The sequence below is a fragment of the Pseudomonas putida genome, from assembly GCF_009883635.2.
In the GTDB taxonomy this organism is placed as follows: Bacteria; Pseudomonadota; Gammaproteobacteria; order Pseudomonadales; family Pseudomonadaceae; genus Aquipseudomonas; species Aquipseudomonas putida_W.
This window is the reverse complement of sequence record NZ_CP026115.2, coordinates 981,056-1,001,388: the sequence shown is the minus strand read 5'-3', so window position 1 is coordinate 1,001,388 and position 20,333 is coordinate 981,056. Positions and strand designations below refer to the sequence as shown.

Below are 20,333 nucleotides of genomic sequence, written 5' to 3'. Positions count from 1 at the left end.
GCGAAAGGGCCGGCACAGGCAAAGTGTAAAGCCACCGGCCGATACGTTCTGTCGCCATCCTGCTATCAGTTGTCGCCAGGCTCTCGCCGCATGGCCAGCGGCGAGCAACCAAACGCGCGCAACATCGCCGCCGAAAACGCACTTTGCGAGCTGTATCCCACCTGCACCGCAATCTCCCCCATGGGCAGCAAGGTCTGCGTGACCAGCCGCTTTGCCTTGAGCAGGCGTCGCTGGCGGATATAGTCCATCGGCGTCATGCCGCACTCGGCGGTAAACCGTGCATGCAGCCGGGCACTGGACAAACCCGCGATGCGCGCCAGGTCGGCCACCTGCAAGGGGTAAGCCGCCTGCTGTTCGATATGCGCGTCGAATGCGGCATAGGGCAGGCGATGGCTGGGCGTGACCCTGGCCGAGGCGCTGGGGTTGAGGCTGGCCAGCAACAGCGCCGCGCCTTGCCGGGCGATCAGTGGGTCGTCCATGGGGCTCGCCGCCAGCCAGTCCACCAGTTGCTGCTGGCGATCATCCAGCCCCAGTGCGCCAGGCTGATCGAGCAGGTGTCGGCTACTATCGGCATGCGCCCCCAGTTGCTCGTGCAACCAGTGCTCACCGGGAACATCCAGCACCAGGCAATCGCTGCCAACATCGCTGGCGCAGGTGTGATGGGCGCCAGCGGGCACCACCATCAGCCCCTGGCGGGCAATCCTGGCGCCACGGCCCTGCACCTCGAAATCCAGGCGGCCGTGCAGGCCGAACACCAATTGCGGGTGCTCGTGACTGTGGGCGATCAGCTCATCGCGATAGTGGCGCAAGGAAAGTATCGGGCCGGCCATGGTGCATCCTCGGGAAGCTGCCCGCCATTGTGCCGCATTCCTGGCAGACCATCACTCGTCACATCCCTGCCACCAACCTGTCATCTGTGCCTGCCAGTCTCCAGCAAACAGCGCCGGAGCCTGCCCATGACCCATGTCGAACTCTCTCGCCCGTCACGCAAGCAGCGCGTGCGCACCTTGTGGATATCCGACGTGCACCTGGGCACTCGTGACTGCCAGGCCGAGCACCTGTCGCAGTTTCTCAAGGGTTACCAGGCCGACCGAGTCTACCTGGTCGGCGATATCATCGATGGCTGGAAGCTGCGCAGTGGCATCTACTGGCCGCAGGCCCACACCAATGTGATCCGCCGCTTGCTGACCATGAGCAAGCGCGGCACCGAGGTGATCTACGTCACCGGCAACCATGACGAATTCCTGCGGCGTTACTCGAAGCTGATGCTGGGCAACATCCAGCTGGTGGACGAGGCCGAGCACCTGACCGCCGATGGCCGTCGCCTGCTGGTGATCCATGGTGACCAGTTCGACGTGATTACCCGCTATCACCGTTGGCTGGCCTTTCTCGGCGACCGTGCCTACGAGTTCACACTGGTGCTCAACCGCTGGCTCAACCATTGGCGTGCGCGCTACGGGTATGGCTACTGGTCGCTGTCGGCGTACCTCAAGCACAAGGTCAAGGGTGCGGTGAACTTCATCAGCGACTTCGAGGATGCGATTGCCCATGAATGCACCCGTCGCGGTTTTCACGGGGTGGTGTGCGGGCACATTCACCATGCCGAGATTCGCCAGGTGGGGGAGGTGGAATACCTCAATTGTGGCGATTGGGTGGAGTCGTGCACAGCGCTGATCGAGCACTGGGATGGCAGCATCGAGCTGTATCGGCTGGCCGACGCACAGGCCCGCCAGGCCGAGGCCGCGACGGCCCTGCGCGAGCCGGCCTAGAGGCTGATCCTGCCGAGCAGGATGTCGCGGAACATGGCGAAATCACCGATCAGGCTGTACCACGGGTGCTTGAACGTCGCCGGTTTGTTCCGCTCGTAGAAGAAATGCCCGACCCAGGCGAAGCCGTACCCGCAAAACGGTACGGCCAGCAGCAGCCACCACTTGCCGCTGCCAATGGTGTAGGCGAGCAAGGCAATCACCAGGCTGGTGCCGACGAAGTGCAGGCGTCGGCAGGTGGGGTTGCTGTGTTCCCCCAGGTAATACGGATAGAACTCGGCGAAACTGCGAAACTGCGCGGTGCTGGTCATGGGCAGTGCTCCGGGATTATCACTTTTGGACAGGATACACGGCGTGGAGCCTGAATCGAGTCTAGAGTCATTGGCGGTGCCGGCCAGTGACAATAGGCGCCAAATGAGTATCCTTGGGGTTCACCGCATGAAGCGGTCAGTATAAGAAGCCTGCCATGAGTGAAAGAACCACGTCAGCCAGCTGGGCATCAGGGATTGTCAAGGCGCTGGAGCTGGAAGGGCTCGATTGCCCGGCCATGTTCAAGCAGCTGGGGCTGGATTTCGCTGCACTCGACGACCCGGATGCACGCTTCCCGCAGGACGCCATGACCCGCCTCTGGCAGCTGGCGGTCGAACTCTCGGGCAACGAGGCCATTGGCTTGAACATGGCACGGGTGGTGCGCCCGGCTTCGTTCCATGTGGTGGGCTATGCGTTGATGTCCAGCCGCACCCTGGCCGAAGGTTTCGAGCGGCTGGTGCGCTACCAGCGCATCATTGCCGAAAGTTCGGACCTGAGCTTCATCCTCGGCCCTGAAGGCTATTCGCTGATTCTGACTGTGCATGGCGATCACCTGCCACCCACCCGGCACAGCGCCGAAGCGTCGCTGGCCTGCGCGCTGGCCTTGTGCAAATGGCTCAGTGGCAGGCCGGTGCAGCCGCGGCGCGTGCTGGTGCAAGGGCCGCAGCCGAAGGATATCGAGCCGTACAAGGTGGCATTCCATTCCCCGCTGGTATTCGATGCTCCCCATGATGCACTGGTGTTCGAGCGGGCTGACATGGAAGCGCCATTACCCACCGCCAACGAAGCCATGGCCATCCTGCATGACCGCTTTGCCGGCGAATACCTCGCGCGTTTCTCGGAAAGCCGCGTGACTCATCGGGTGCGTCAGGTACTGTGCCGCATCCTGCCGCAAGGCGAACCCAAGCGCGAAACCCTGGCCCAGGCCCTGCACCTGTCCCAGCGCACCTTGCAGCGCCGCTTGCAGGAAGAGGGCACCAGCTTCCAGACCTTGCTCGACGACACCCGCCGCGAACTGGCCGAGCAGTACCTGGCCCAGCCAGGCATGACCCTGCTGGAAACCGCCTACCTGTTGGGTTTTGCCGACCCGAGCAACTTCTACCGGGCGTTTCGCCGCTGGTTCGATGTGACCCCCAGCGAATACCGCGCCCGGCTGGGTGCGGAGCCCGCCGCGGTCAGTGACGCCAGAACGCCGGCATACACAACACCAGCACCGTGATGATTTCCAGGCGGCCGAGCAGCATGCCGGTGGCGAGGATCCACTTGGCGGCATCCGGCAGCGTCGAGTAGTTGCCCGAAGGGCCGACCACTTCGCCCAGGCCTGGGCCCACACCTGACACGGTGCCGGCAGCGCCAGTCAGTGCGGTCATCCAGTCAACGCCCAGCAGCGACAGCAGCAGGGCCATCACGCAGATGGTGATGGCGAAGAAGAACGAGAAGGTCAGGATCGAGCGGACGATTTCTTCGTCCAGTCGGTGACCGTTGTACTTCTGCTTGATCACCGCACGCGGGTGGATCAGCTGGTTGAGGCTGGCCTTGAGCAGGATGTAGGCCACCTGGAAGCGGAAGATCTTGATACCGCCGGCGGTGGAGCCGGAGCAGCCGCCGACAAAGCCCAGGTAAAAGAACAGCATCAGCGAGAAGTTGCCCCACAGGCTGTAGTCGCCCAGGGCGAAACCGGTAGTGGTGACCACCGAGGTCACGTTCAGCGCCACGTGGCGCAGGGCGTCGAGCCAGTGCAGGTTGGTGGTGTACCAGTACCAGGTGCCGAGCACGATCCAGGTCACCACCAGCATGCCCAGCAAACCTTGCACCTGCTGGTCGCGGATAAGCGCCTTGCGGTTGCCGCGCAAGGTCGCCACGTACAGCGTGAAGGGCAGGCTGCCCATGATCATCACCACCACCGCGACCCAGTGCACGGCGGGGATGTCCCATTTGGCCAGCGACTGGTCGGAGGTCGAGAAGCCACCGGTGGAGATCGCCGACATGGCGTGGTTGATGGCATCGAACGGGCTCATGCCGGCCCACCAGAAGGCAAGCGCGCCAAAGATCGAGAAGCCGACGTACACGCCGACGATCGACTTGGCGACCATGTGCGAGCGCGGCATGACCTTTTCCGAGCGGTCCGACGACTCGGTCTGGAACAGGCGCATGCCACCGATGCGCAGCAGCGGCAAGATCGCCACCGCCATGGCGATGAAGCCGATGCCGCCGAGCCAGTGCAGCATCGAGCGCCACATCAGGATGCCCGGTGACATGGTGTCGAGCCCGCTGAGCACTGTGGCGCCGGTGGCGGTGATGCCGGACATGCTCTCGAAGAAGGCGTCGGTGTAGCTGATATGCTGGGTCAGCAGAAAGGGCAGGGCGGCGAAGATGCACACCACCACCCAGCTGCTGACGGTCAGCAGGTACATGTCGCGCGGGCGCAGGTGGACGTGCTCGGGGCGGCCCTGCAGGACCATGGCCAGGCCGGCGATGAAGGTGATCAGGCTGGACCAGAGGAACGATGGCAGGTCGCCGGTGCGTTCGAAGATCACCAGGGTGGCCATGGGCACGACCATGCTGACCGCCAGGGTGATCAGGAAGATGCCGATGATGAAACCAATGATCCTTAAGGTCGGCAACGCCATGTGATCTGCTCTGACTTGAAACGGAAGGGCGCCATTCTACCTATGGGTCTGGTGATGTAAACGCTAGAATGGCCGCACATTCACCTGCCAGGAGGGTAGCCGATGGAGGCTCTCGACGCATTGCTCAACCGTGTTTCCGTACCGCGCCTGACCGACCCTGCGCCCAACGAGGCCCAGCGCGAGGCGCTGTTCCAGGCCGCCTTGCGCGCACCGGACCACGGCCAGCTGCGGCCGTGGCGCTTCCTGACCATCGAGGGTCAGGGCCGCGACAAGCTCGGTGAACTGTTTGCCGAAGCGGTGCAGCACAAGGGCGACGCCAGCCAGGCTGCGCTGGACAAGGCACGGGCGATGCCACTGCGTGCGCCGTTGCTGATCGTGGTGATCGCCAAGCTGCAGGACCATTTCAAGGTGCCCAAGTCCGAGCAGCGCCTGGCGGCGGGTTGCGCGGCCCATGGCATCCTGATTGCGGCGCATGCCCAGGGGATCGGGGCGGTGTGGCGTACCGGTGACATGGCCTTCGATGCCCATGTGCACAAGGGCTTGGGCTTGGCCGAGAACGAGGAGCTGATTGGCTACCTGTATGTCGGTACGCCGATGGCCGAACCGCGTACGGCGCCGATTCTTGAAACCGCCGAGTACGTCAGCGTCTGGGGCGAATAACGTAGGGGGCCGCTTTGCGGCCCCATTGGCCCTGTCAGTTGGCAGCAATGTTATCAGGCAACTCCAACCGGGCCACGAACCCACCCTGCGGGTGATTCTCCAGCACCAGGCTGCCGCCATGTCGCTCGGCCGCCTTGCGCGCGATCGCCAGCCCCAGCCCATGCCCCGCCGCTTCCTGCCCCGGCGCCCGGAAGAACGGCTCACCCAACTGCGCCAGGTGCTCCGGCGCCGCACCTGGCCCATGATCGCGCACGCTCAGGACGATCTTGTCCTGCTCGCGCTGCGCACTGATCTCGATCGGTTGCCCCTCCGGGTTGAAGCGCAGGGCATTGCGCACCAGGTTGTCCACGGCACGCTCGATCAGCGTCGGCCAGCCTTGTAGCGTCAGCCCCGGTTGCGCCTCCAGCTTCACTTCCTGCTCCGGCGCACTGAGCTGAGCATCCTTGCGCACGCTGCCGAGCAGCGCGTTGAGGTCGACAGGCTCGGCATGGGCCTGCTCGGCATCGACCCGGGCCAACGTCAGGATTTCGCTGATAAGGTCTTCCAGGCGGTCACATTCCCGGGTCAGGCGTGGCCACAGGGCCTGGCGCTGTTCGGTTTCTGCACGCTCGGCCAGGGCCAGGGCAATGCGCAGGCGAGCCAGTGGCGAGCGCAGCTCGTGGGACACGTCGCGCAGCAGCTGGCGCTGGCTGCCGATCAGGCTCTGCAGGCGTGCCCCCATCTTGTTGAAGTCCTTGGCCAGCACGCCGAACTCGTCACGCCGGGCGGCCAGGCGGGCCAGGCTGTTCTGTTGGTAGCTGGCCTGGCCAAGGTCGTGCACGGCGCCGCGCAGGCGGCTGAGCGGGCGGGTGATCGACAGGGTCACCAGCAGGCTGAACAAGGTCAGCACCACCAGTGCGATGCCCAGGGCACTCAACGGCCAGAGCAGGCTCTCGCGGTGCCAGGCGTCCAGCTCCGGGTGCGGGATGCGGTAGATCAACAGATAGGTGTTGCCGCTGTCGGGGCTGGTATATTCCTCGGTCAGGCGGCGCCACGGCAGGCGGCGCTCGTCATTGTGCTGGCGCGCCTCGAACGCCGCCGCGCGGCGCGGGAAGGTGCCCGGCACCACGGCATCGCCGCTGTCGTCGAGCACCTGCACATCGATCTTGTAGCGCTCCTTGCGTCGTTCCAGGAAGGCTTGGGCAGACTCCAGGCCCTCCTGCTCGTAATGCTTGGCCCAGTGGCTGGCCATGGTCTTGAGGCCCGGGTGGCGGCTGAGGATCCAGGCGTCCTGGTTGAGCATGTGGCCCAGCAGGATCGACAGGCCCGCGACCAGGGTGATAGCCAGCCAGAAACTGGCCAGGATGCGCCAGAACAGAGAACGCAAGAGCACCTCCTGAAAACGGGAAAAGCCCGGCCCGCTTGAGGGCGGGCCGGGCATTGGGGTGACAGCTTACTGGGCCTTGCCAGCTTTTTCAGCTTTCCAGGCCTGGAACTCCTTCCATTCAGCCTTGCGAGCTTCACGTTCCTTCTGCAGTTCGTCGAACTTCTTCTGCTGGTCAGGCTTAAGCAGCGCGCGGACCTGGCTGTCGGTCTTGTCGTGGCTGGCCTTGAGCTCGTCTTTCATGGCCTTCTGGTCGGCTGCCGGCAGCTTGTCCAGGTAGCGCTCGGTGATTTCGCGGCGGTGCTGCATCTGCTCGCCCATCAGCTTGCCGATCTGCTGGCGCTGGTCGCGGCTCAGGTCCAGTTGGGCGAAAGGCGCATCACCGCGATGATGCGGGCCGTCGTGACGCGGGCCGCCTTCAGGCATGGCCATGGCCACGGTCGGCAGGGCGGCGGCGAACATCAGGGCGATAAGGGTCTTGCGCATGGTGTCTCTCCTGTCATGGGCCGGTGTTTACCGGATGAGCTCAGTCTAGGGAGATCAAGGTCAAGCGCAGTCAGCGGACGGTAAAGGCAGGGTAAAGATGGGGCACAGGCGGCCCCATGCAGATTTACAGGCTGTAGTAGTAACCGCGGCTACGCAGTGCCACGATCCGCGGCCGACCATCGGGGTGTGGGCCGACTTTCTTGCGCAGGTTGCTGACGTGCATGTCCAGGCTGCGGTCATACAGGGTCAGCTTGCGCCCCAGGGCGATCTGCGCCAGTTCCTGTTTGTCCAGCGGCTCGCCCGGCTGGCGCAGCAGCGCCTCGAGAATGCGGCTTTCCGACAGGGTCAGGCTCATGTCACGGCCATCGATGCTGACCACGCCGCGCACCGGGCTGAACGCCAGGTCGCCGATTTCCAGCTGGGTGGTGGTGGCGGTGGGGTGGCTGCGGCGCAGCACGGCGCGCAGGCGGGCGGTGAGCTCACGAGGGTCGCAAGGCTTGGCCAGGTAATCGTCGGCACCCAGTTCCAGGCCGAGGATGCGGTCCAGGGGTTCGCCGCGGGCCGACAGCATCAGCACCGGCAGCTCGGCGTGTTCGCTGCGCAGCTGCTTGAGCAGCTCCAGGCCACTGCCGTCGGGCAACATCACATCCAGCACCACGGCCGCCGGGGCCTGCTCGGCCAACGCCTGTCGCGCGCTCTGGCCATCGTGGCAGGCGCGTACCGCAAACCCTTCCTGGGTCAGCCAGCTGCCGAGCAGCTCGCAGAGTTCCTGGTCATCATCAATCAGTAACAGCTCGCTCATGACTCACTCAATTCAAATCGACGGCGTCTGACGCGCTCGCCAGTGGCAAAGATACCGCAGACGCCGCCAATTTAATCGATCAGGGCAAGACTTGCTTGAATGGCTTGACGATTACCTTGTCGTACACGCCCGCGGCGATGTACGGGTCGGCATCGGCCCAGGCCTGGGCGGCGGCCAGGGAGTCGAACTCGGCGACGATCAGGCTGCCGCTGAAGCCGGCTTCACCCGGGTCGTTGCTGTCGATGGCCGGATGCGGGCCGGCCAGCACCACACGGCCTTCGGCCTTGAGCTGTTGCAGGCGCTCGATGTGCGCCGGGCGTGCGGCCAGGCGTTTTTCCAGGGAGTTCGCGACGTCGCTGGCGATGATGGCGTAGAGCATGTCAATCCTTGGGTTTGGAGGTGGAAGGGTCGTCGTGCAGGTGACGCGACAGGTACACGCCCTGCGCCACCAGGAAGATCACGGTCATGCCCAGGCTGCCGAACACCTTGAAGTCGACCCAGAAGTCCTGGAAGGTGAAGGCCACGAACAGGTTGGCGGCGCCGCAGAACACGAAGAAGGCGATCCAGGCGACGTTCAGGCGCGCCCAGATCGCGTCGGGCAGGGTCAGCGCGTGGCCCATGATGCGCTTGATCAGCACCCGGTCGCCGATGAAGTGGCTACCGGCGAAGCCCAGGGCGAACAGCCAGTTGACCACCGGCGCCTTCCACTTGAGGAAGGTTTCGCTGTGGAAGGTCAGGGTCAGGCCGCCGAACACCAGGCAGGCGACCAAGGTCAGCCACTGGCCTTTTTCCAGCTTGCGCTGGCGCAGGAAAAGCGCGCCGTACACCACCAGCGAGCTGATGATCAGCATCGCCGTGGCGCTGTAGATGCCGCCGAATTCGAAGCTGTGGCCGGCGACGTCCAGCGGGCGTGGGTCGAGCTTGTAGACGATGAAGAACAGCAGCAGCGGGATGAAATCGATGAATTGTTTCACAATGGCAGCCAGAATCGGGATGTGACGGCATAATAACAAACATCGATTCCAGCGAAAGCGCTCCTCCATGAATGTTGATCTGCACTGTCACAGCACGGCCTCCGACGGCGCCCTGTCGCCCACGGACCTGGTCGCCCGGGCCCATGAGCACGGGGTGCAAACGCTGGCACTGACCGACCACGACACCCTCGAAGGGCTGCCCGAAGCGCGCCAGGCCTGCCACGCGCGTGGCATGCGCTGGGTCAGCGGGGTTGAGCTGTCGTGCACCTGGGGCGGCGCGACCATCCACGTGCTGGGCTACCACTTCCCACTCGATGCGCCGCCCTTGCTCCAGGCGATCGAGGCCTTGCACCGTGGCCGTTGGTTGCGCGCCGAGGAAATCGACAAACGGTTGGCGGCCAAGGGCATGCCGGGCGCCCTCGACGGCGCGCGGGCCGTGCAACAGGAGCTGGGGGACAGCGGCAACGCCCCGGCGCGGCCGCACTTTGCCGAATTCATGGTCCGCGCCGGCCATGTCAAGGACCGCGGCGAGGCCTTCCGCAAGTGGCTGGGGGCCGGCAAGCTGGGCGACGTCAAGCAGCACTGGCCGACGCTCGAGGAAACTGTCGCCACCCTGCGCCAGTCAAACGCCTGGGTGAGCCTTGCGCATCCCATGCACTACGATCTGACCCGCAGCAAGCGCAGGCGGCTGATTGCCGACTATATTCAGGCAGGCGGGCAGGCACTTGAAGTGGTCAACGGGATGATGCCGGCCGAGCAGGTGGGCACGATGTCCATCCTTACCCGTGAGTTTGGCCTGCTGGCAAGCGCTGGCAGCGATTTCCACGGCCCCGGCACCTGGGGCGAGATCGGTGCCTACCGGCCATTGCCCGAGGACTTGCCACCTCTGTGGCGTCGATTCAGCCATGAACAGCCTATGGCGCTATGAACAGGACGACTTCGTGAGCCAATTTTTCCAGATTCATCCGGAGAACCCTCAACCGCGCCTGATCCGCCAGGCGGTGGAGATCATCCGCAAGGGCGGCGTGGTGGTCTACCCGACCGACTCGGCCTATGCCCTGGGTTGCCAGATCGGCGACAAGGCGGCGATCGAACGGGTACGCCGCCTGCGCGGCCTGGACAAGACCCACAACTTCACCCTGATGTGCTGCGACATGTCGCAGCTTGGGCTGTACGCCAAGGTCGACACTGGCACCTTCCGCCTGCTCAAGGCCCATGTGCCCGGGCCCTATACCTTCATCCTCAACGGTACCCGCGAAGTGCCGCGCCTGCTGCTGCATGAAAAGCGCCGCACCATCGGCCTGCGCGTGCCGGACCACGCTATTACCTTGGCGCTGCTGGCCGAACTGGGCGAGCCGCTGATGAGCGTGAGCCTGATCCTGCCGGGCGACACCGAGCCGATGACCGACCCCTACGAAATCCGCGAGCGCCTGGAGCACCATGTCGACCTGGTCATCGACGGCGGCTTCGGCGACCTCAAGGCTTCGACCATCATCGACCTGTCCGGCGACGAGCCTGAACTGATCCGCGAAGGCTGCGGCGACCCCACGCCGTTCATGGTCAACGCGTGAGCCAGGTGGAAGCACCCGAGGCGCCGGCCGAACAGATCGAGCCGCCGCCACAGCAGTTGCAGCTGGCGCTGGTCTACGGCGAAGCGCTGACCGAAATGCCGGTGGACCTGTACATTCCGCCGGACGCCCTGGAAGTCATCCTCGAAGCCTTCGAGGGCCCGCTGGACTTGCTGCTATACCTGATTCGCAAGCAGAACATCGACATCCTCGACATCCCGGTGGCGGAAATCACCCGCCAGTACATGGGCTACGTCGAGCTGATGAAGAGCGTGCGCCTGGAGCTGGCCGCCGAGTACCTGGTGATGGCCGCCATGCTCGCCGAGATCAAGTCGCGCATGCTGCTGCCGCGCTCGGCCGAGGTCGAGGAAGAGGAGGGCGACCCGCGCGCCGAGCTGATCCGCCGCCTGCAGGAGTACGAGCGCTTCAAGGCCGCCGCCGAGGGCATCGATGAGCTGCCGCGGGTGGGCCGCGACGTCGTCGTGCCGCGTCTTGAGGCCCCCCAGGCCAAGGTACGCAAGCTGCTGCCGCAGGTCAGCCTGGAGGAGCTGCTGGTGTCCATGGCCGAGGTCATGCGCCGCAACGACTTGTTCGAAAGCCACCAGATCACCCGCGAGACGCTGTCTACCCGCGAGCGCATGAGCGATGTGCTGGAGCGACTCAAGGGTGGCGCCTTCGTGCCGTTCGTCGAGCTGTTCACGCCCGAGGAGGGCAAGCTCGGCGTGGTGGTGACCTTCATGGCGATCCTCGAGCTGGTAAAGGAATCGCTGGTCGAACTGGTGCAGAATGAGCCCTTTGCGCCGATCCATGTGCGGCTGCGCCCCGAGTCTGTCGAAGAACCTGATGAATCTGAATGAACCCCGCGACCTGGCGTCGCTGATCGAAGCCTTCCTGCTCGCCTCGGGCAAGCCGCAGTCCCTCGAACGCCTCTACGAGCTGTTCGAAGAGGCCGAGCGCCCCGAGCCGAAAGTCTTCAAGAAAGCCCTGGAAGTGCTCGCCAAGTCCTGCGCCGGGCGGGCTTTCGAGCTCAAGGAAGTGGCCACCGGTTACCGCTTGCAGATTCGTGAAGATTTCGCGCCCTGGGTCGGCCGGCTGTGGGAAGAGCGCCCGCAGCGTTATTCCCGGGCCTTGCTCGAAACCATGGCGCTGATCGCCTACCGCCAGCCCATCACCCGTGGCGAGATCGAGGATGTGCGCGGCGTGGCGGTCAACAGCAACATCATCAAGACGCTGATGGAGCGCGAGTGGATTCGCGTGGTCGGCTACCGCGAGGTGCCCGGGCGCCCGGCGATGTTCGCCACCACCAAGGCGTTTCTCGATCACTTCAACCTCAAGAGCCTGGACGAGCTGCCAGCGCTGGCCGAACTGCGCGAGATGGAGCCGGAGCCGCTGCTCGACCCGGATGATGCCCCGGTGCCGGCGCATATTCAGGCCTTGGCCGATGCCAGCCTGGGTGAAGAGCAAGCAGTCGGCGAGCCGAAGGAAGAGACCAGCTTCCGCAGCTTGCTGGTGGAGCTCGATGCCATGGAAGAAGGGCTGAAGACCGACTTCGACGACCTGCGCGAGGAAGAGCCTGAAGCCTCGGTGGAGGATGAGAGTAAATTGCAGCCCTGATTGCTTTGCTGCCAGTACCGGCCTCTTCGCGGGACAAGCCCGCTCCTACAGGTTTTGAGTTTCCCCGGCGGATGGAGATCTCCTGTAGGAGCGGGCTTGTTCCGCGAAGAGGCCGGCAACGCCTACATCACCATTAGGCAGAATTCACTCCCAAAGCCCACAAAACCCTCTACCCTGCAGTGCGTTCCCCCAGCGAACCGCGTATGATGCGCGGCCTTTTGGCGCGTTCGTCGCCAGAAACCTGTTTTCATTCCTACACCGGGAGGTGCCCAGATGAGTGAGCAAGACCTGCAAAATACCGAAATCACCCCGCCAGCCGGCGAAAAGCTGCAGAAAGTGCTGGCGCGCATTGGCGTTGGTTCGCGCCGTGACGTCGAAGCCTGGATCAGCCAGGGCCGCATCAAGGTCAACGGCGTCGAGGCCACCCTCGGCCTGCGCGTCGACCTGCATGACGCCATCACCGTCGACGGCAAGCTGATCAAGCGCGAAGAGGCCGCCGAGGCCACGCGCCGGGTGATCATGTACAACAAGCCCGATGGCGAGATCTGCACCCGTGACGACCCGGAGGGCCGCCCGACCGTGTTCGACCGCTTGCCGCGGCCGAAGGAAGGCCGCTGGATCAACATCGGCCGCCTGGACATCAACACCACCGGCCTGCTGCTGTTCACCACCGACGGCGAACTGGCCAACCGCCTGATGCACCCGTCCTACGAGATGGACCGCGAGTACGCCGTGCGCGTGCGGGGTGAAGTCGACGACGAGATGATCGATCGCCTGAAGGCGGGCGTGATGCTCGAAGACGGCCCGGCCAAGTTCACCGACATCCAGAAGGCGCCGGGTGGCGAAGGCTTCAACCACTGGTACCACTGCGTGGTGATGGAAGGCCGTAACCGCGAAGTACGCCGCCTGTGGGAATCCCAGGGCATGGTGGTCAGCCGCCTGAAGCGCGTGCGTTTCGGCCCGGTGTTCCTCAACTCCGACCTGCCGATGGGCCGCTGGCGCGAAATGACCCAGGGCGAAATCGACATCCTCGCCGCTGAAGTGGGCCTGCAGCCGGTGGCGCTGCCAACCCTGAACCTCAAGGCCAAGGACAAGATGGAGCGCCTGCAGCGCAAGTCGAGCCGGCCGATGGGGCGCAACGAGCGCGTGCGCAGCCTGCGCCCGGCCCATGAAGGTGGTGCTGCAGCCGCTGAGCGCCCGGCTCGTCAGCCGCGCGATACCTCGGGTGAGCGCCCAGCACGTCAGTCGCGTGACGAAGCGCCGCGCAAAGGCAGCCGTGGCAGCGCCGTGGCCGAGCGCCCGAGCGAAATGCGCAAGCGCCCAGGCAAGCCTGACGGTGACAAACCGGCTGGCCGTGGTCGCGGTAAGCCGCGCGGCTGATGGGTCAGAGCGGTGATGAGAAGCCAGCCTTCGGGCTGGTTTTTTTATGCCTGTGAGAATTTGGGGCAGCGCAGCAGCCCCAAGATATTGAAGAAAAAGAAATTTTCGGACGACTGGCAAGTTTCCAAACCACCCTGTAAAGAAATTTATACACAGCTAGCCGAATTCAGCCTGCAATTCGGAATTTTCCTTTTCGTGTAAACAGAACTTGCCACGCCGCCCGCCGCAAAGCCCCTGCCTCCACCCCGCCCAGTCTTGCCCAAACCCCCGTACCAAGGTGATATAGCGCTCATTGCCGTGTGCAAAAGCCCGTCCACAGAGCCGGGCCAACAGAACAACAAATGGAGGCGCCATGTACGCCGATCACTTCGCCTTTTCAGGCTCCTACCACAGGACCGCTGCGTTTTTTCCCGAGGAAACGATGCAACGCGTTGACGTCTGCGCGTTTGCAGGGGTATACAGTGCGCCGCGTTTTACCTGTGACCCTCTTGCGTACCGCGCACTCTTGCCCACACCTGGCTGATCCGCCCCGGCGGCATCCTTTGGCAAGAAACCCAAGGTAACCACCTTGCCCATTCCGCTGCGCCACGAGCGCGGTGGGTCCGATTCCGTCACAGATAAAAACAATGCAGGTGACTTCGTTCATGAGTGGACAAAACATGCATTCAGGCGAGCTCAAGCGGGGCCTGAAGAACCGCCACATCCAATTGATTGCCCTCGGTGGCGCGATTGGTACCGGCCTGTTCCTCGGCTCGGCAGGCGTGATGAAATCCGCCGGCCCGTCGATGATCCTTGGTTACGCCATCTGCGGCTTCATCGCCTTCATGATCATGCGCCAGCTCGGCGAGATGATCGTCGAAGAGCCGGTGGCGGGTTCGTTCAGCCACTTTGCGCACACCTACTGGGGCGGCTTCGCCGGTTTCCTGTCGGGCTGGAACTGCTGGGTGCTGTACATCCTGGTGGGCATGTCGGAGCTGTCGGCGGTAGGCAAGTATGTTCACTACTGGTGGCCGGAGATCCCGACCTGGGTTACGGCGGCAGCGTTCTTCGTGCTGATCAACGCCATCAACCTGATGAACGTCAAGTTCTTCGGTGAGGCCGAATTCTGGTTTGCCATCATCAAGGTCGTGGCCATCGTCAGCATGATCGGCCTGGGTGCTTACCTGCTGACCAGCGGCAGCGGCGGCCCGGAAGCTACCGTAGCCAACCTGTGGTCGCATGGCGGCTTTTTCCCGAACGGTGTCAGCGGGCTGGTAATGGCCCTGGCGTTCATCATGTTCTCCTTCGGTGGCCTGGAAATGCTCGGCTTCACCGCCGCCGAGGCCGACAAGCCGAAGACCGTGATCCCCAAGGCGATCAACCAGGTCATCTACCGCATCCTGATCTTCTATGTCGGCGCCCTGGTCGTGCTGCTGTCGCTGACCCCGTGGGACAACCTGGTCGCCAGCATCGACGCTTCGGGTGGCAGCTATGGCAGCAGCCCGTTCGTGCAGGTGTTCTCGCTGCTGGGCAGTGACGTGGCCGCCAACCTGCTGAACTTCGTGGTCCTGACTGCCGCACTGTCGGTGTACAACAGCGGCACCTACTGCAACGCCCGCATGCTGCTGGGCATGGCCGAGCAGGGTGATGCCCCGGCATCCCTGGCCAAGGTCGACAAGCGCGGCGTGCCGGTGCGTTCGATTCTTGTGTCGGCGGCGGTGACCCTGATCGCCGTGCTGCTCAACTACCTGATGCCGCAAAACGCCCTGGAACTGCTGATGTCGCTGGTAGTGGCCACCCTGGTGATCAACTGGGCGATGATCAGTTACTCGCACCTGAAATTCCGCCAGCATCTGGACCGTACCGGTCAGAAGCCGCTGTTCAAGGCGTTGTGGTACCCGTACGGCAACTACGTAGTGCTGGCCTTCGTGGTGCTGATTCTCGGCATCATGCTGATGATTCCGGGTATTCAGGTGTCGGTATACGCGATTCCGGTCTGGCTGTTCGCGATGTTCGTGGTGTACATGGTCAAGCCGCGTCGTCAGGCGCAGGCGGGTCGAACTGCCGGTCACGCGGCCAAGTAAGCCGCTAAAGCTACTCGTAAAACCCGAAGCCAGGTGACTGGTTTCGGGTTTTTTTTTGCGTTGTCCCAAAGCCTGGCGGGATGCCGGGTAGTAGCCGAATAGTGCCTGCTGCAGCCTCCCTTGGCCAATGCTGCAGCTATTTGCGAGCAAGGTTTCAGGCACACATGGCTACCGACAATTTTCACTCCACACCGTCTGATGTAAGTACGCAACTGCGCAGCTTTCAGGATGGCTTTATCGCCAGACGGCTTCCTGGCTGGTTGCAAAAACTCGACCCTGCGCGGTTTGCCTTGCTGAGCGAGGCGTTGCACGCCGGGCTTGCAACGCGTCGGCAACTCTCTGCAATTTTTTCCAGGGTGCAAAACATAGATGAGTTTGCCAGGCGACGAATTGTCGATCAGTTTGGGCTGAGTACGGCACCCGATAAGCTGTTTCTGCAGCAGTGGTACACCTATTCATCGCCCACCGTGCATTGGGTTACCGGTCGGCTACCGATTCAGGACCGCGACTGGTACGCCATTTCGCTGCTATGGGCGGCGTTGCAAAACTTCAGCGATGACCACGTCACGATGAAAAAGGATTGCGTGATCGACATGGCCGGCAACAAAGTTGCGCAGCCTTCAGCCAAGGCATTTATCCAGGCGTGCCGCAGTCTTGATATCGGCGGTCAATACCAAAAGCACTTGCAATCTGTACTGCAGTCGCCAGAGGGGGGCGGCGCTAACGGGCAGGGCTTCGCTGAATTGCTGCAAAGGCAGATACGTTCGATGATGCTGGTCGATGCACTCAAGGCGCACTCGGATGGCGTCCTCAGTGAGGTGCAGCTGGAGTGGGTGATCGATGTTTATCGTCAAGGCCGCCCTGGCCGACTGGCGGGTGCGCCGGTGGTTGCCAGAAAACTGCAGATACTGGGTTGCGAGCTCCAGCAGATTGTTGTGTTCGATGTGATCGATGAAGGGGTCTTTCGTAATACCAGCCAAGCCGTGCTGGTTTACATACCAGCAGATCCGCAAGGTCCCTGGAGCGTGAGCAACGATCTCGAGGCGTTTGCCCGCAGGGTGCTGGGACGTCGCTTGCGCGATGAACAGTACCGCAAGTTTTTCAGTCGCTTTGTGCGCAGGCGTGACAGCCAGCTTTTTTTTTCCGAAGTGCAGAAACGACTGGGCGATGTCGCCGACTTTGCTACCCCAGACCTGGATCAACACATGACGCGTGATCTGGATTCGCTATTCCAGGGGCTGGCGAACGGGCGGATCAGGCAGATCAAGGATGATGCTGCGATGATTGCGGTGCCTGTAGCTCAGATCGACACTGCCGCGCAGGCGGAACATGACCGGCGCATGGTCGCTGAGGGATGGGCGGGATTGACGCTTGCGAGCCTGTTTGTGCCGCAGTTGGGCGTGATCCTGCTGGCGGTGATGGCCTGGGATCTGCTGGACGAGACATTTCAAGCTGTGGCGGATTGGCGCGAGGGCGACGACGCTGCAGCGCTGGATCATCTGCTCAATGTGGGCAAGAGCTTGGCCATTGTGGCGGCGGTGGGCGCTGCAGGTGCGGCCGCGCGACATGCGTGGCAACGTGCGGTGATGGTCGATGACATGGTGCCTGCGGTGCTGGGGGACGGTAGTGAAAAACTGTGGAACCAGGATCTTGCACCTTATGTGAGTCAGCCGCCGCCAGTGACTGCGGTGGTTGATGCGCAGGGTGTCTACCGTCAGGGCGCGCAAAGCTGGATCGAGATGGATGGGGCGTACTACCAGGTAAGTGAGCGTGTTGACGGGGAATGGTACCTTCATCCGCACGCTAATCATTCGCCTCAGCTGGAGCACAACGGCGCAGGAGCATGGCGGCTCTGGAGTGAGCGGCCAGAGCAATGGCGTGATACGCAAAGAATGTTCAGCCGACTGGGCGGCCCGTGCGCCCGGCTTCCGCGCAGCTTGGTTGATCATGTGATTGCCGTGCATGGCCTCAGCGACCTGCACCTGAGGGCGTTGCACGTTTTTGGTCAGGCACCTGAGGTTGAGCTGATTGATACGGTAAACCGGTTCCTGATGGCTGAGCGAGTGGCTGATCTGCAGCGACGTTTGCGTTCCGGTCAGCAAGTGGTGGATCAGCCTTTGTTGTTCAAAGCGCGCGAACTCCCCGGTGCCGCCGGGTTGGCGGATGATGGCCTGGCCCAAATCGTTGCCGATCATCGACGGCAGCTGTTCCAGATGCTGTATGACCCTTTGGACGTAATGGATGAAGCCACTCGTCCTTTGCGGCGGGCTTTTGCCAGCCTGCACCAACTGGCTGCGCAGCAGGTGCTGGAGGAGGCGAGTGAGGCCCAGCGCAGCCAGATGGCCGAATCGGGGCGTGTGCCGCTGACAATGGCGCTGGCTGCGCGGGAGCGAGTTTTGCGCATCAGGGTGACGCGAGTGGGCGAAGGCTTGTGGATCGACGTGCCGCAGACGTTCGATTTTGCCAGGGCTGTGCTCAAGCTTGTGCAAGGGCTGCCTGGTGTGCCTGCTGATAAAAGCTGGCACTTGATTGATGCGCAAGGCCGCTTGGCATTACCCGCGACGAACAGCCTGCCCACTGCATCGAACTTGCTCTACCAAGACGGTGCGTTCTGGTTGCGAGATGCGCAGGGCAACGATGAAAGTACACCAGGAGAACTGTTTGAAACCCTGGCCGATACATTCAGCACAGCAGAGCGTGCTGCCATGGGGATTGAAGAGCCTTTTGCCATCAACCTTCGGCAATCAGTGGCAAGGCAGTGGATGACAGGCCGGCGGGACATCGAGAGCCTGTTCGGAGGCGATCACCCTGCGGCGCCCTTCTTGCTGCCCAGGCGTTTGGATGATGGCAGAATAGGTTATCCACTTTCCGGCGGTGGTCGGCTGTTCGGCACCCGCCCGCCCGCCGCGCTACCAGCCCGGCTACGAAAGTTGTGCGCCGGCGCCAGTGACGAGCAGATCGAGGCGTGGCTGAGTGCAGCGGGGCCTGAGAATGCCGAGACAGCAATTCGTGAATTTGAGAGCCAGTTTAAAATATTGAAAACAAGCTTGACGCGTTGGCAGCGGCTCGGTGCGTTCAAGCTTGAATGGTTGGCACGTTATGGTTTTCGCAAAACGCTGATTGCGCGGTGGCGCTTTTCGATCCTCGGAAAATTTTTGGATCTCAAGTTGCCAACCGCGCTATGGGATATCGGGATAGGCTTGCAGAAACTTCCCGAGCTCCCGGAGTCAATCGTCTTTCCAAAAGTTTCCCAGTTTGCGCTGAGAGACTCCGAACTGACGGAGATTTCTGAAAAGTTTCTTCGTGCGTTCCCGGACTTGCGGGAGCTTGATCTGACCAATGGTGAAATTCGCAAGATTTCCTTGCCCTCCTTTCTTCGTGGTCAGTTGACCTCGTTAGACTTGTCGGGAAATAAAATAAAACTGGACGCCCAGCAAGTGGAGGTATTGGAAGCTTGCACGGGGCTGCAGTACCTGAACTTGTCGAATAACCCGCTGAAACGACGGTTTTCAATCAGCGGGATGCCGGAGTTGAGGTCGTTGCTGCTTAATTCTACCGAGCTCACGGCCATGCCAGAGGGCGTATTGAGGCACAGGAAATTGTCAAGGCTTGAACTGATTGGAAGCGCGGTCACTTCATTCGATGCAGGCTTTTGGGAGTCACCGATAGCGCGCGAGGGTAGATTTCGGATAGGTGTGCATGGGGAAACAGAGAGGAATTGGTACGACCCTGAGAATGTTCTGAATCCTGTGTCTCAGCGTTATCTGTGGGCAGACGCTATAGATTCGGAGTTCAGGGACGATCTGGAATCGTTATGGCAGAGTATCGAAGAGCTGCCCGGCTCGCATAATTTCTTTGACCTCCTCAAACGGTTGACCACGTCTGCACAGTTCGCTACTGACATCGGTGCGAATGAGCTTGTCTATCGGGTGCAGTCGATGATGGAGGCGATCAATGACGCCGGTGATTCGCTCGTGATTACAGAGGGTGAACTTGCCACGATCGTGGAAAACAAACTGGCGGAGGAGACCGGGTTGAATGCAGGCAGGGAAAAACTGATGGCCGATACCCGGGAGGAGTACAGCTTCAGGGCTGATTTCTTCAAGGACTCTGAGGTCAATGCCTGTGGTGATGATGCGCTCTCTCATTTTATCGATCTTGAGATGAAGATCCAGACGTGGGAGCTTATCCGAAATAATGAAGCCCACTCGGAGGCAGAGTTATTGAGAGTCGGTAGTCAATTTTGGCGGATGCAAAAGCTGGATGAGTTTGCCTGGAGGCATGCTTTTAGTTTGGGAATGGGGGCGAAGTCGGTCGACGTGCAGTTGATGTATCGAATCGAGTTGCACGATGACCTGCAACTTCCCATCCGACTTCCTGTTATGCGTTTTACCGGTGAGTTTGACCGAAGGGCTGTAGACCGTTCAGGGGTGTTGAAGGAAATCCGAGAGCATCAAGTGGTTGCCGAAATGGCCTCATGGTTTTGTGACCAAGCGTATTGGAAAAAATACCTAGAGCGGACTTCGCCTGCACGCTTCAAGCTGCCAGCGCAACGCATCAGCGAGAAGGCCACATTACTAGAAGCAGAGGACACAGAGGGTATGGAGGCATTCAACAAATGGGAGGAGGGCTGGTTGCGTGATCAGCGTAGGGTGCTGACCGAGGCGGCCATGCAGCGCGCGGCATTTATGTGGAATGTCTACATCCCCGACTGAATG

At 62.2% G+C, this 20,333-nt stretch carries 18 protein-coding genes; 10 read left to right on the top strand and 8 right to left on the bottom strand.

Features of this window, described 5'->3' with window-relative positions:
- Positions 1-65: 65 nt before the first annotated feature.
- Positions 66-830: a helix-turn-helix domain-containing protein gene (locus C2H86_RS04490; protein WP_159411592.1), complete on the bottom strand. Its 765-nt coding sequence runs from the start codon at positions 828-830 to the stop codon at positions 66-68.
- A gap of 126 nt (positions 831-956) precedes the next feature.
- On the opposite strand from C2H86_RS04490, the gene C2H86_RS04485 reads away from it, so the two are divergent.
- Positions 957-1,769: a UDP-2,3-diacylglucosamine diphosphatase gene (locus C2H86_RS04485; protein ID WP_159411591.1), complete on the top strand. Its 813-nt coding sequence runs from the start codon at positions 957-959 to the stop codon at positions 1,767-1,769.
- On the opposite strand, the gene C2H86_RS04480 is transcribed toward C2H86_RS04485, so the two are convergent.
- The gene (locus C2H86_RS04480; RefSeq protein WP_110636860.1) at positions 1,766-2,077 is read right to left on the bottom strand and encodes a DUF962 domain-containing protein; all 312 of its coding nucleotides are present in this window, start codon (positions 2,075-2,077) and stop codon (positions 1,766-1,768) included. The genes C2H86_RS04485 and C2H86_RS04480 overlap by 4 nt on opposite strands.
- A gap of 155 nt (positions 2,078-2,232) precedes the next feature.
- On the opposite strand from C2H86_RS04480, the gene C2H86_RS04475 reads away from it, so the two are divergent.
- Positions 2,233-3,294 carry an AraC family transcriptional regulator gene (locus tag C2H86_RS04475; RefSeq protein ID WP_159411590.1) on the top strand — a complete coding sequence of 354 codons (1,062 nt, stop codon included), beginning with the start codon at positions 2,233-2,235 and terminating at the stop codon, positions 3,292-3,294.
- Here C2H86_RS04475 and C2H86_RS04470 read toward each other — a convergent pair.
- A complete protein-coding gene (locus C2H86_RS04470; RefSeq protein ID WP_159411589.1) occupies positions 3,251-4,705 on the bottom strand; it encodes a TrkH family potassium uptake protein in 1,455 nt (484 codons plus the stop codon). The genes C2H86_RS04475 and C2H86_RS04470 overlap by 44 nt on opposite strands.
- A 102-nt stretch (positions 4,706-4,807) precedes the next feature.
- On the opposite strand from C2H86_RS04470, the gene C2H86_RS04465 reads away from it, so the two are divergent.
- Positions 4,808-5,365, top strand: coding sequence for an NAD(P)H nitroreductase (locus C2H86_RS04465; protein WP_159411588.1), 558 nt, complete (start codon positions 4,808-4,810; stop codon positions 5,363-5,365).
- Between the two features lie 34 nt (positions 5,366-5,399).
- On the opposite strand, the gene C2H86_RS04460 is transcribed toward C2H86_RS04465, so the two are convergent.
- From C2H86_RS04460 to C2H86_RS04440, 5 genes are all read right to left on the bottom strand, one after another.
- Complete coding sequence (locus C2H86_RS04460; protein ID WP_159411587.1) at positions 5,400-6,737, bottom strand: sensor histidine kinase; 1,338 nt, start codon at positions 6,735-6,737, stop codon at positions 5,400-5,402.
- Positions 6,738-6,797: 60 nt separating this feature from the next.
- Entirely contained in the window at positions 6,798-7,214 is a 417-nt protein-coding gene (locus tag C2H86_RS04455; RefSeq protein ID WP_159411586.1) for a Spy/CpxP family protein refolding chaperone, read from the bottom strand.
- 124 nt (positions 7,215-7,338) lie between these two features.
- The gene (locus C2H86_RS04450; RefSeq protein WP_110636848.1) at positions 7,339-8,016 is read right to left on the bottom strand and encodes a response regulator transcription factor; all 678 of its coding nucleotides are present in this window, start codon (positions 8,014-8,016) and stop codon (positions 7,339-7,341) included.
- Between the two features lie 79 nt (positions 8,017-8,095).
- Positions 8,096-8,395: a YciI family protein gene (locus C2H86_RS04445; protein ID WP_008091826.1), complete on the bottom strand. Its 300-nt coding sequence runs from the start codon at positions 8,393-8,395 to the stop codon at positions 8,096-8,098.
- A 1-nt stretch (position 8,396) separates the two neighbouring features.
- Entirely contained in the window at positions 8,397-8,990 is a 594-nt protein-coding gene (locus tag C2H86_RS04440; RefSeq protein WP_205524596.1) for a septation protein A, read from the bottom strand.
- Between the two features lie 67 nt (positions 8,991-9,057).
- On the opposite strand from C2H86_RS04440, the gene C2H86_RS04435 reads away from it, so the two are divergent.
- From C2H86_RS04435 to C2H86_RS04405, 7 genes are all read left to right on the top strand, one after another.
- On the top strand, positions 9,058-9,918 hold the full coding sequence (locus tag C2H86_RS04435) for a PHP domain-containing protein (protein ID WP_159411584.1): 861 nt from the start codon (positions 9,058-9,060) through the stop codon (positions 9,916-9,918).
- Positions 9,919-9,931: 13 nt separating this feature from the next.
- Positions 9,932-10,561 (top strand): L-threonylcarbamoyladenylate synthase, encoded by a 630-nt coding sequence (locus C2H86_RS04430; protein WP_033696652.1) that lies wholly within the window; start codon positions 9,932-9,934, stop codon positions 10,559-10,561.
- Positions 10,562-10,689: 128 nt separating this feature from the next.
- Positions 10,690-11,415, top strand: coding sequence for a segregation and condensation protein A (locus C2H86_RS04425; protein ID WP_163986004.1), 726 nt, complete (start codon positions 10,690-10,692; stop codon positions 11,413-11,415).
- The gene (gene scpB, locus C2H86_RS04420) at positions 11,402-12,172 is read left to right on the top strand and encodes an SMC-Scp complex subunit ScpB (protein WP_159411582.1); all 771 of its coding nucleotides are present in this window, start codon (positions 11,402-11,404) and stop codon (positions 12,170-12,172) included. Before C2H86_RS04425 ends, scpB begins: the two co-directional genes overlap by 14 nt.
- A 273-nt stretch (positions 12,173-12,445) precedes the next feature.
- Complete coding sequence (gene rluB / locus C2H86_RS04415) at positions 12,446-13,552, top strand: 23S rRNA pseudouridine(2605) synthase RluB (RefSeq protein ID WP_159411581.1); 1,107 nt, start codon at positions 12,446-12,448, stop codon at positions 13,550-13,552.
- A 644-nt stretch (positions 13,553-14,196) separates the two neighbouring features.
- A complete protein-coding gene (locus C2H86_RS04410; RefSeq protein WP_163985939.1) occupies positions 14,197-15,615 on the top strand; it encodes an amino acid permease in 1,419 nt (472 codons plus the stop codon).
- Positions 15,616-15,779: 164 nt separating this feature from the next.
- Positions 15,780-20,330, top strand: coding sequence for a dermonecrotic toxin domain-containing protein (locus C2H86_RS04405; RefSeq protein ID WP_159411580.1), 4,551 nt, complete (start codon positions 15,780-15,782; stop codon positions 20,328-20,330).
- Positions 20,331-20,333: the final 3 nt, after the last annotated feature.

Bases quoted from the DNA above. Each gene is read 5' to 3' on its own strand.
- C2H86_RS04490 (WP_159411592.1), bottom strand. From the start codon at position 830: ATGGCCGGCCCGATACTTTCCTTGCGCCACTATCGCGATGAGCTGATC.
- C2H86_RS04485 (WP_159411591.1), top strand. From the start codon at position 957: ATGACCCATGTCGAACTCTCTCGCCCGTCACGCAAGCAGCGCGTGCGC.
- C2H86_RS04480 (WP_110636860.1), bottom strand. From the start codon at position 2,077: ATGACCAGCACCGCGCAGTTTCGCAGTTTCGCCGAGTTCTATCCGTAT.
- C2H86_RS04475 (WP_159411590.1), top strand. From the start codon at position 2,233: ATGAGTGAAAGAACCACGTCAGCCAGCTGGGCATCAGGGATTGTCAAG.
- C2H86_RS04470 (WP_159411589.1), bottom strand. From the start codon at position 4,705: ATGGCGTTGCCGACCTTAAGGATCATTGGTTTCATCATCGGCATCTTC.
- C2H86_RS04465 (WP_159411588.1), top strand. From the start codon at position 4,808: ATGGAGGCTCTCGACGCATTGCTCAACCGTGTTTCCGTACCGCGCCTG.
- C2H86_RS04455 (WP_159411586.1), bottom strand. From the start codon at position 7,214: ATGCGCAAGACCCTTATCGCCCTGATGTTCGCCGCCGCCCTGCCGACC.
- C2H86_RS04450 (WP_110636848.1), bottom strand. From the start codon at position 8,016: ATGAGCGAGCTGTTACTGATTGATGATGACCAGGAACTCTGCGAGCTG.
- C2H86_RS04445 (WP_008091826.1), bottom strand. From the start codon at position 8,395: ATGCTCTACGCCATCATCGCCAGCGACGTCGCGAACTCCCTGGAAAAA.
- C2H86_RS04435 (WP_159411584.1), top strand. From the start codon at position 9,058: ATGAATGTTGATCTGCACTGTCACAGCACGGCCTCCGACGGCGCCCTG.
- scpB (WP_159411582.1), top strand. From the start codon at position 11,402: ATGAATCTGAATGAACCCCGCGACCTGGCGTCGCTGATCGAAGCCTTC.
- rluB (WP_159411581.1), top strand. From the start codon at position 12,446: ATGAGTGAGCAAGACCTGCAAAATACCGAAATCACCCCGCCAGCCGGC.
- C2H86_RS04410 (WP_163985939.1), top strand. From the start codon at position 14,197: ATGAGTGGACAAAACATGCATTCAGGCGAGCTCAAGCGGGGCCTGAAG.
- C2H86_RS04405 (WP_159411580.1), top strand. From the start codon at position 15,780: ATGGCTACCGACAATTTTCACTCCACACCGTCTGATGTAAGTACGCAA.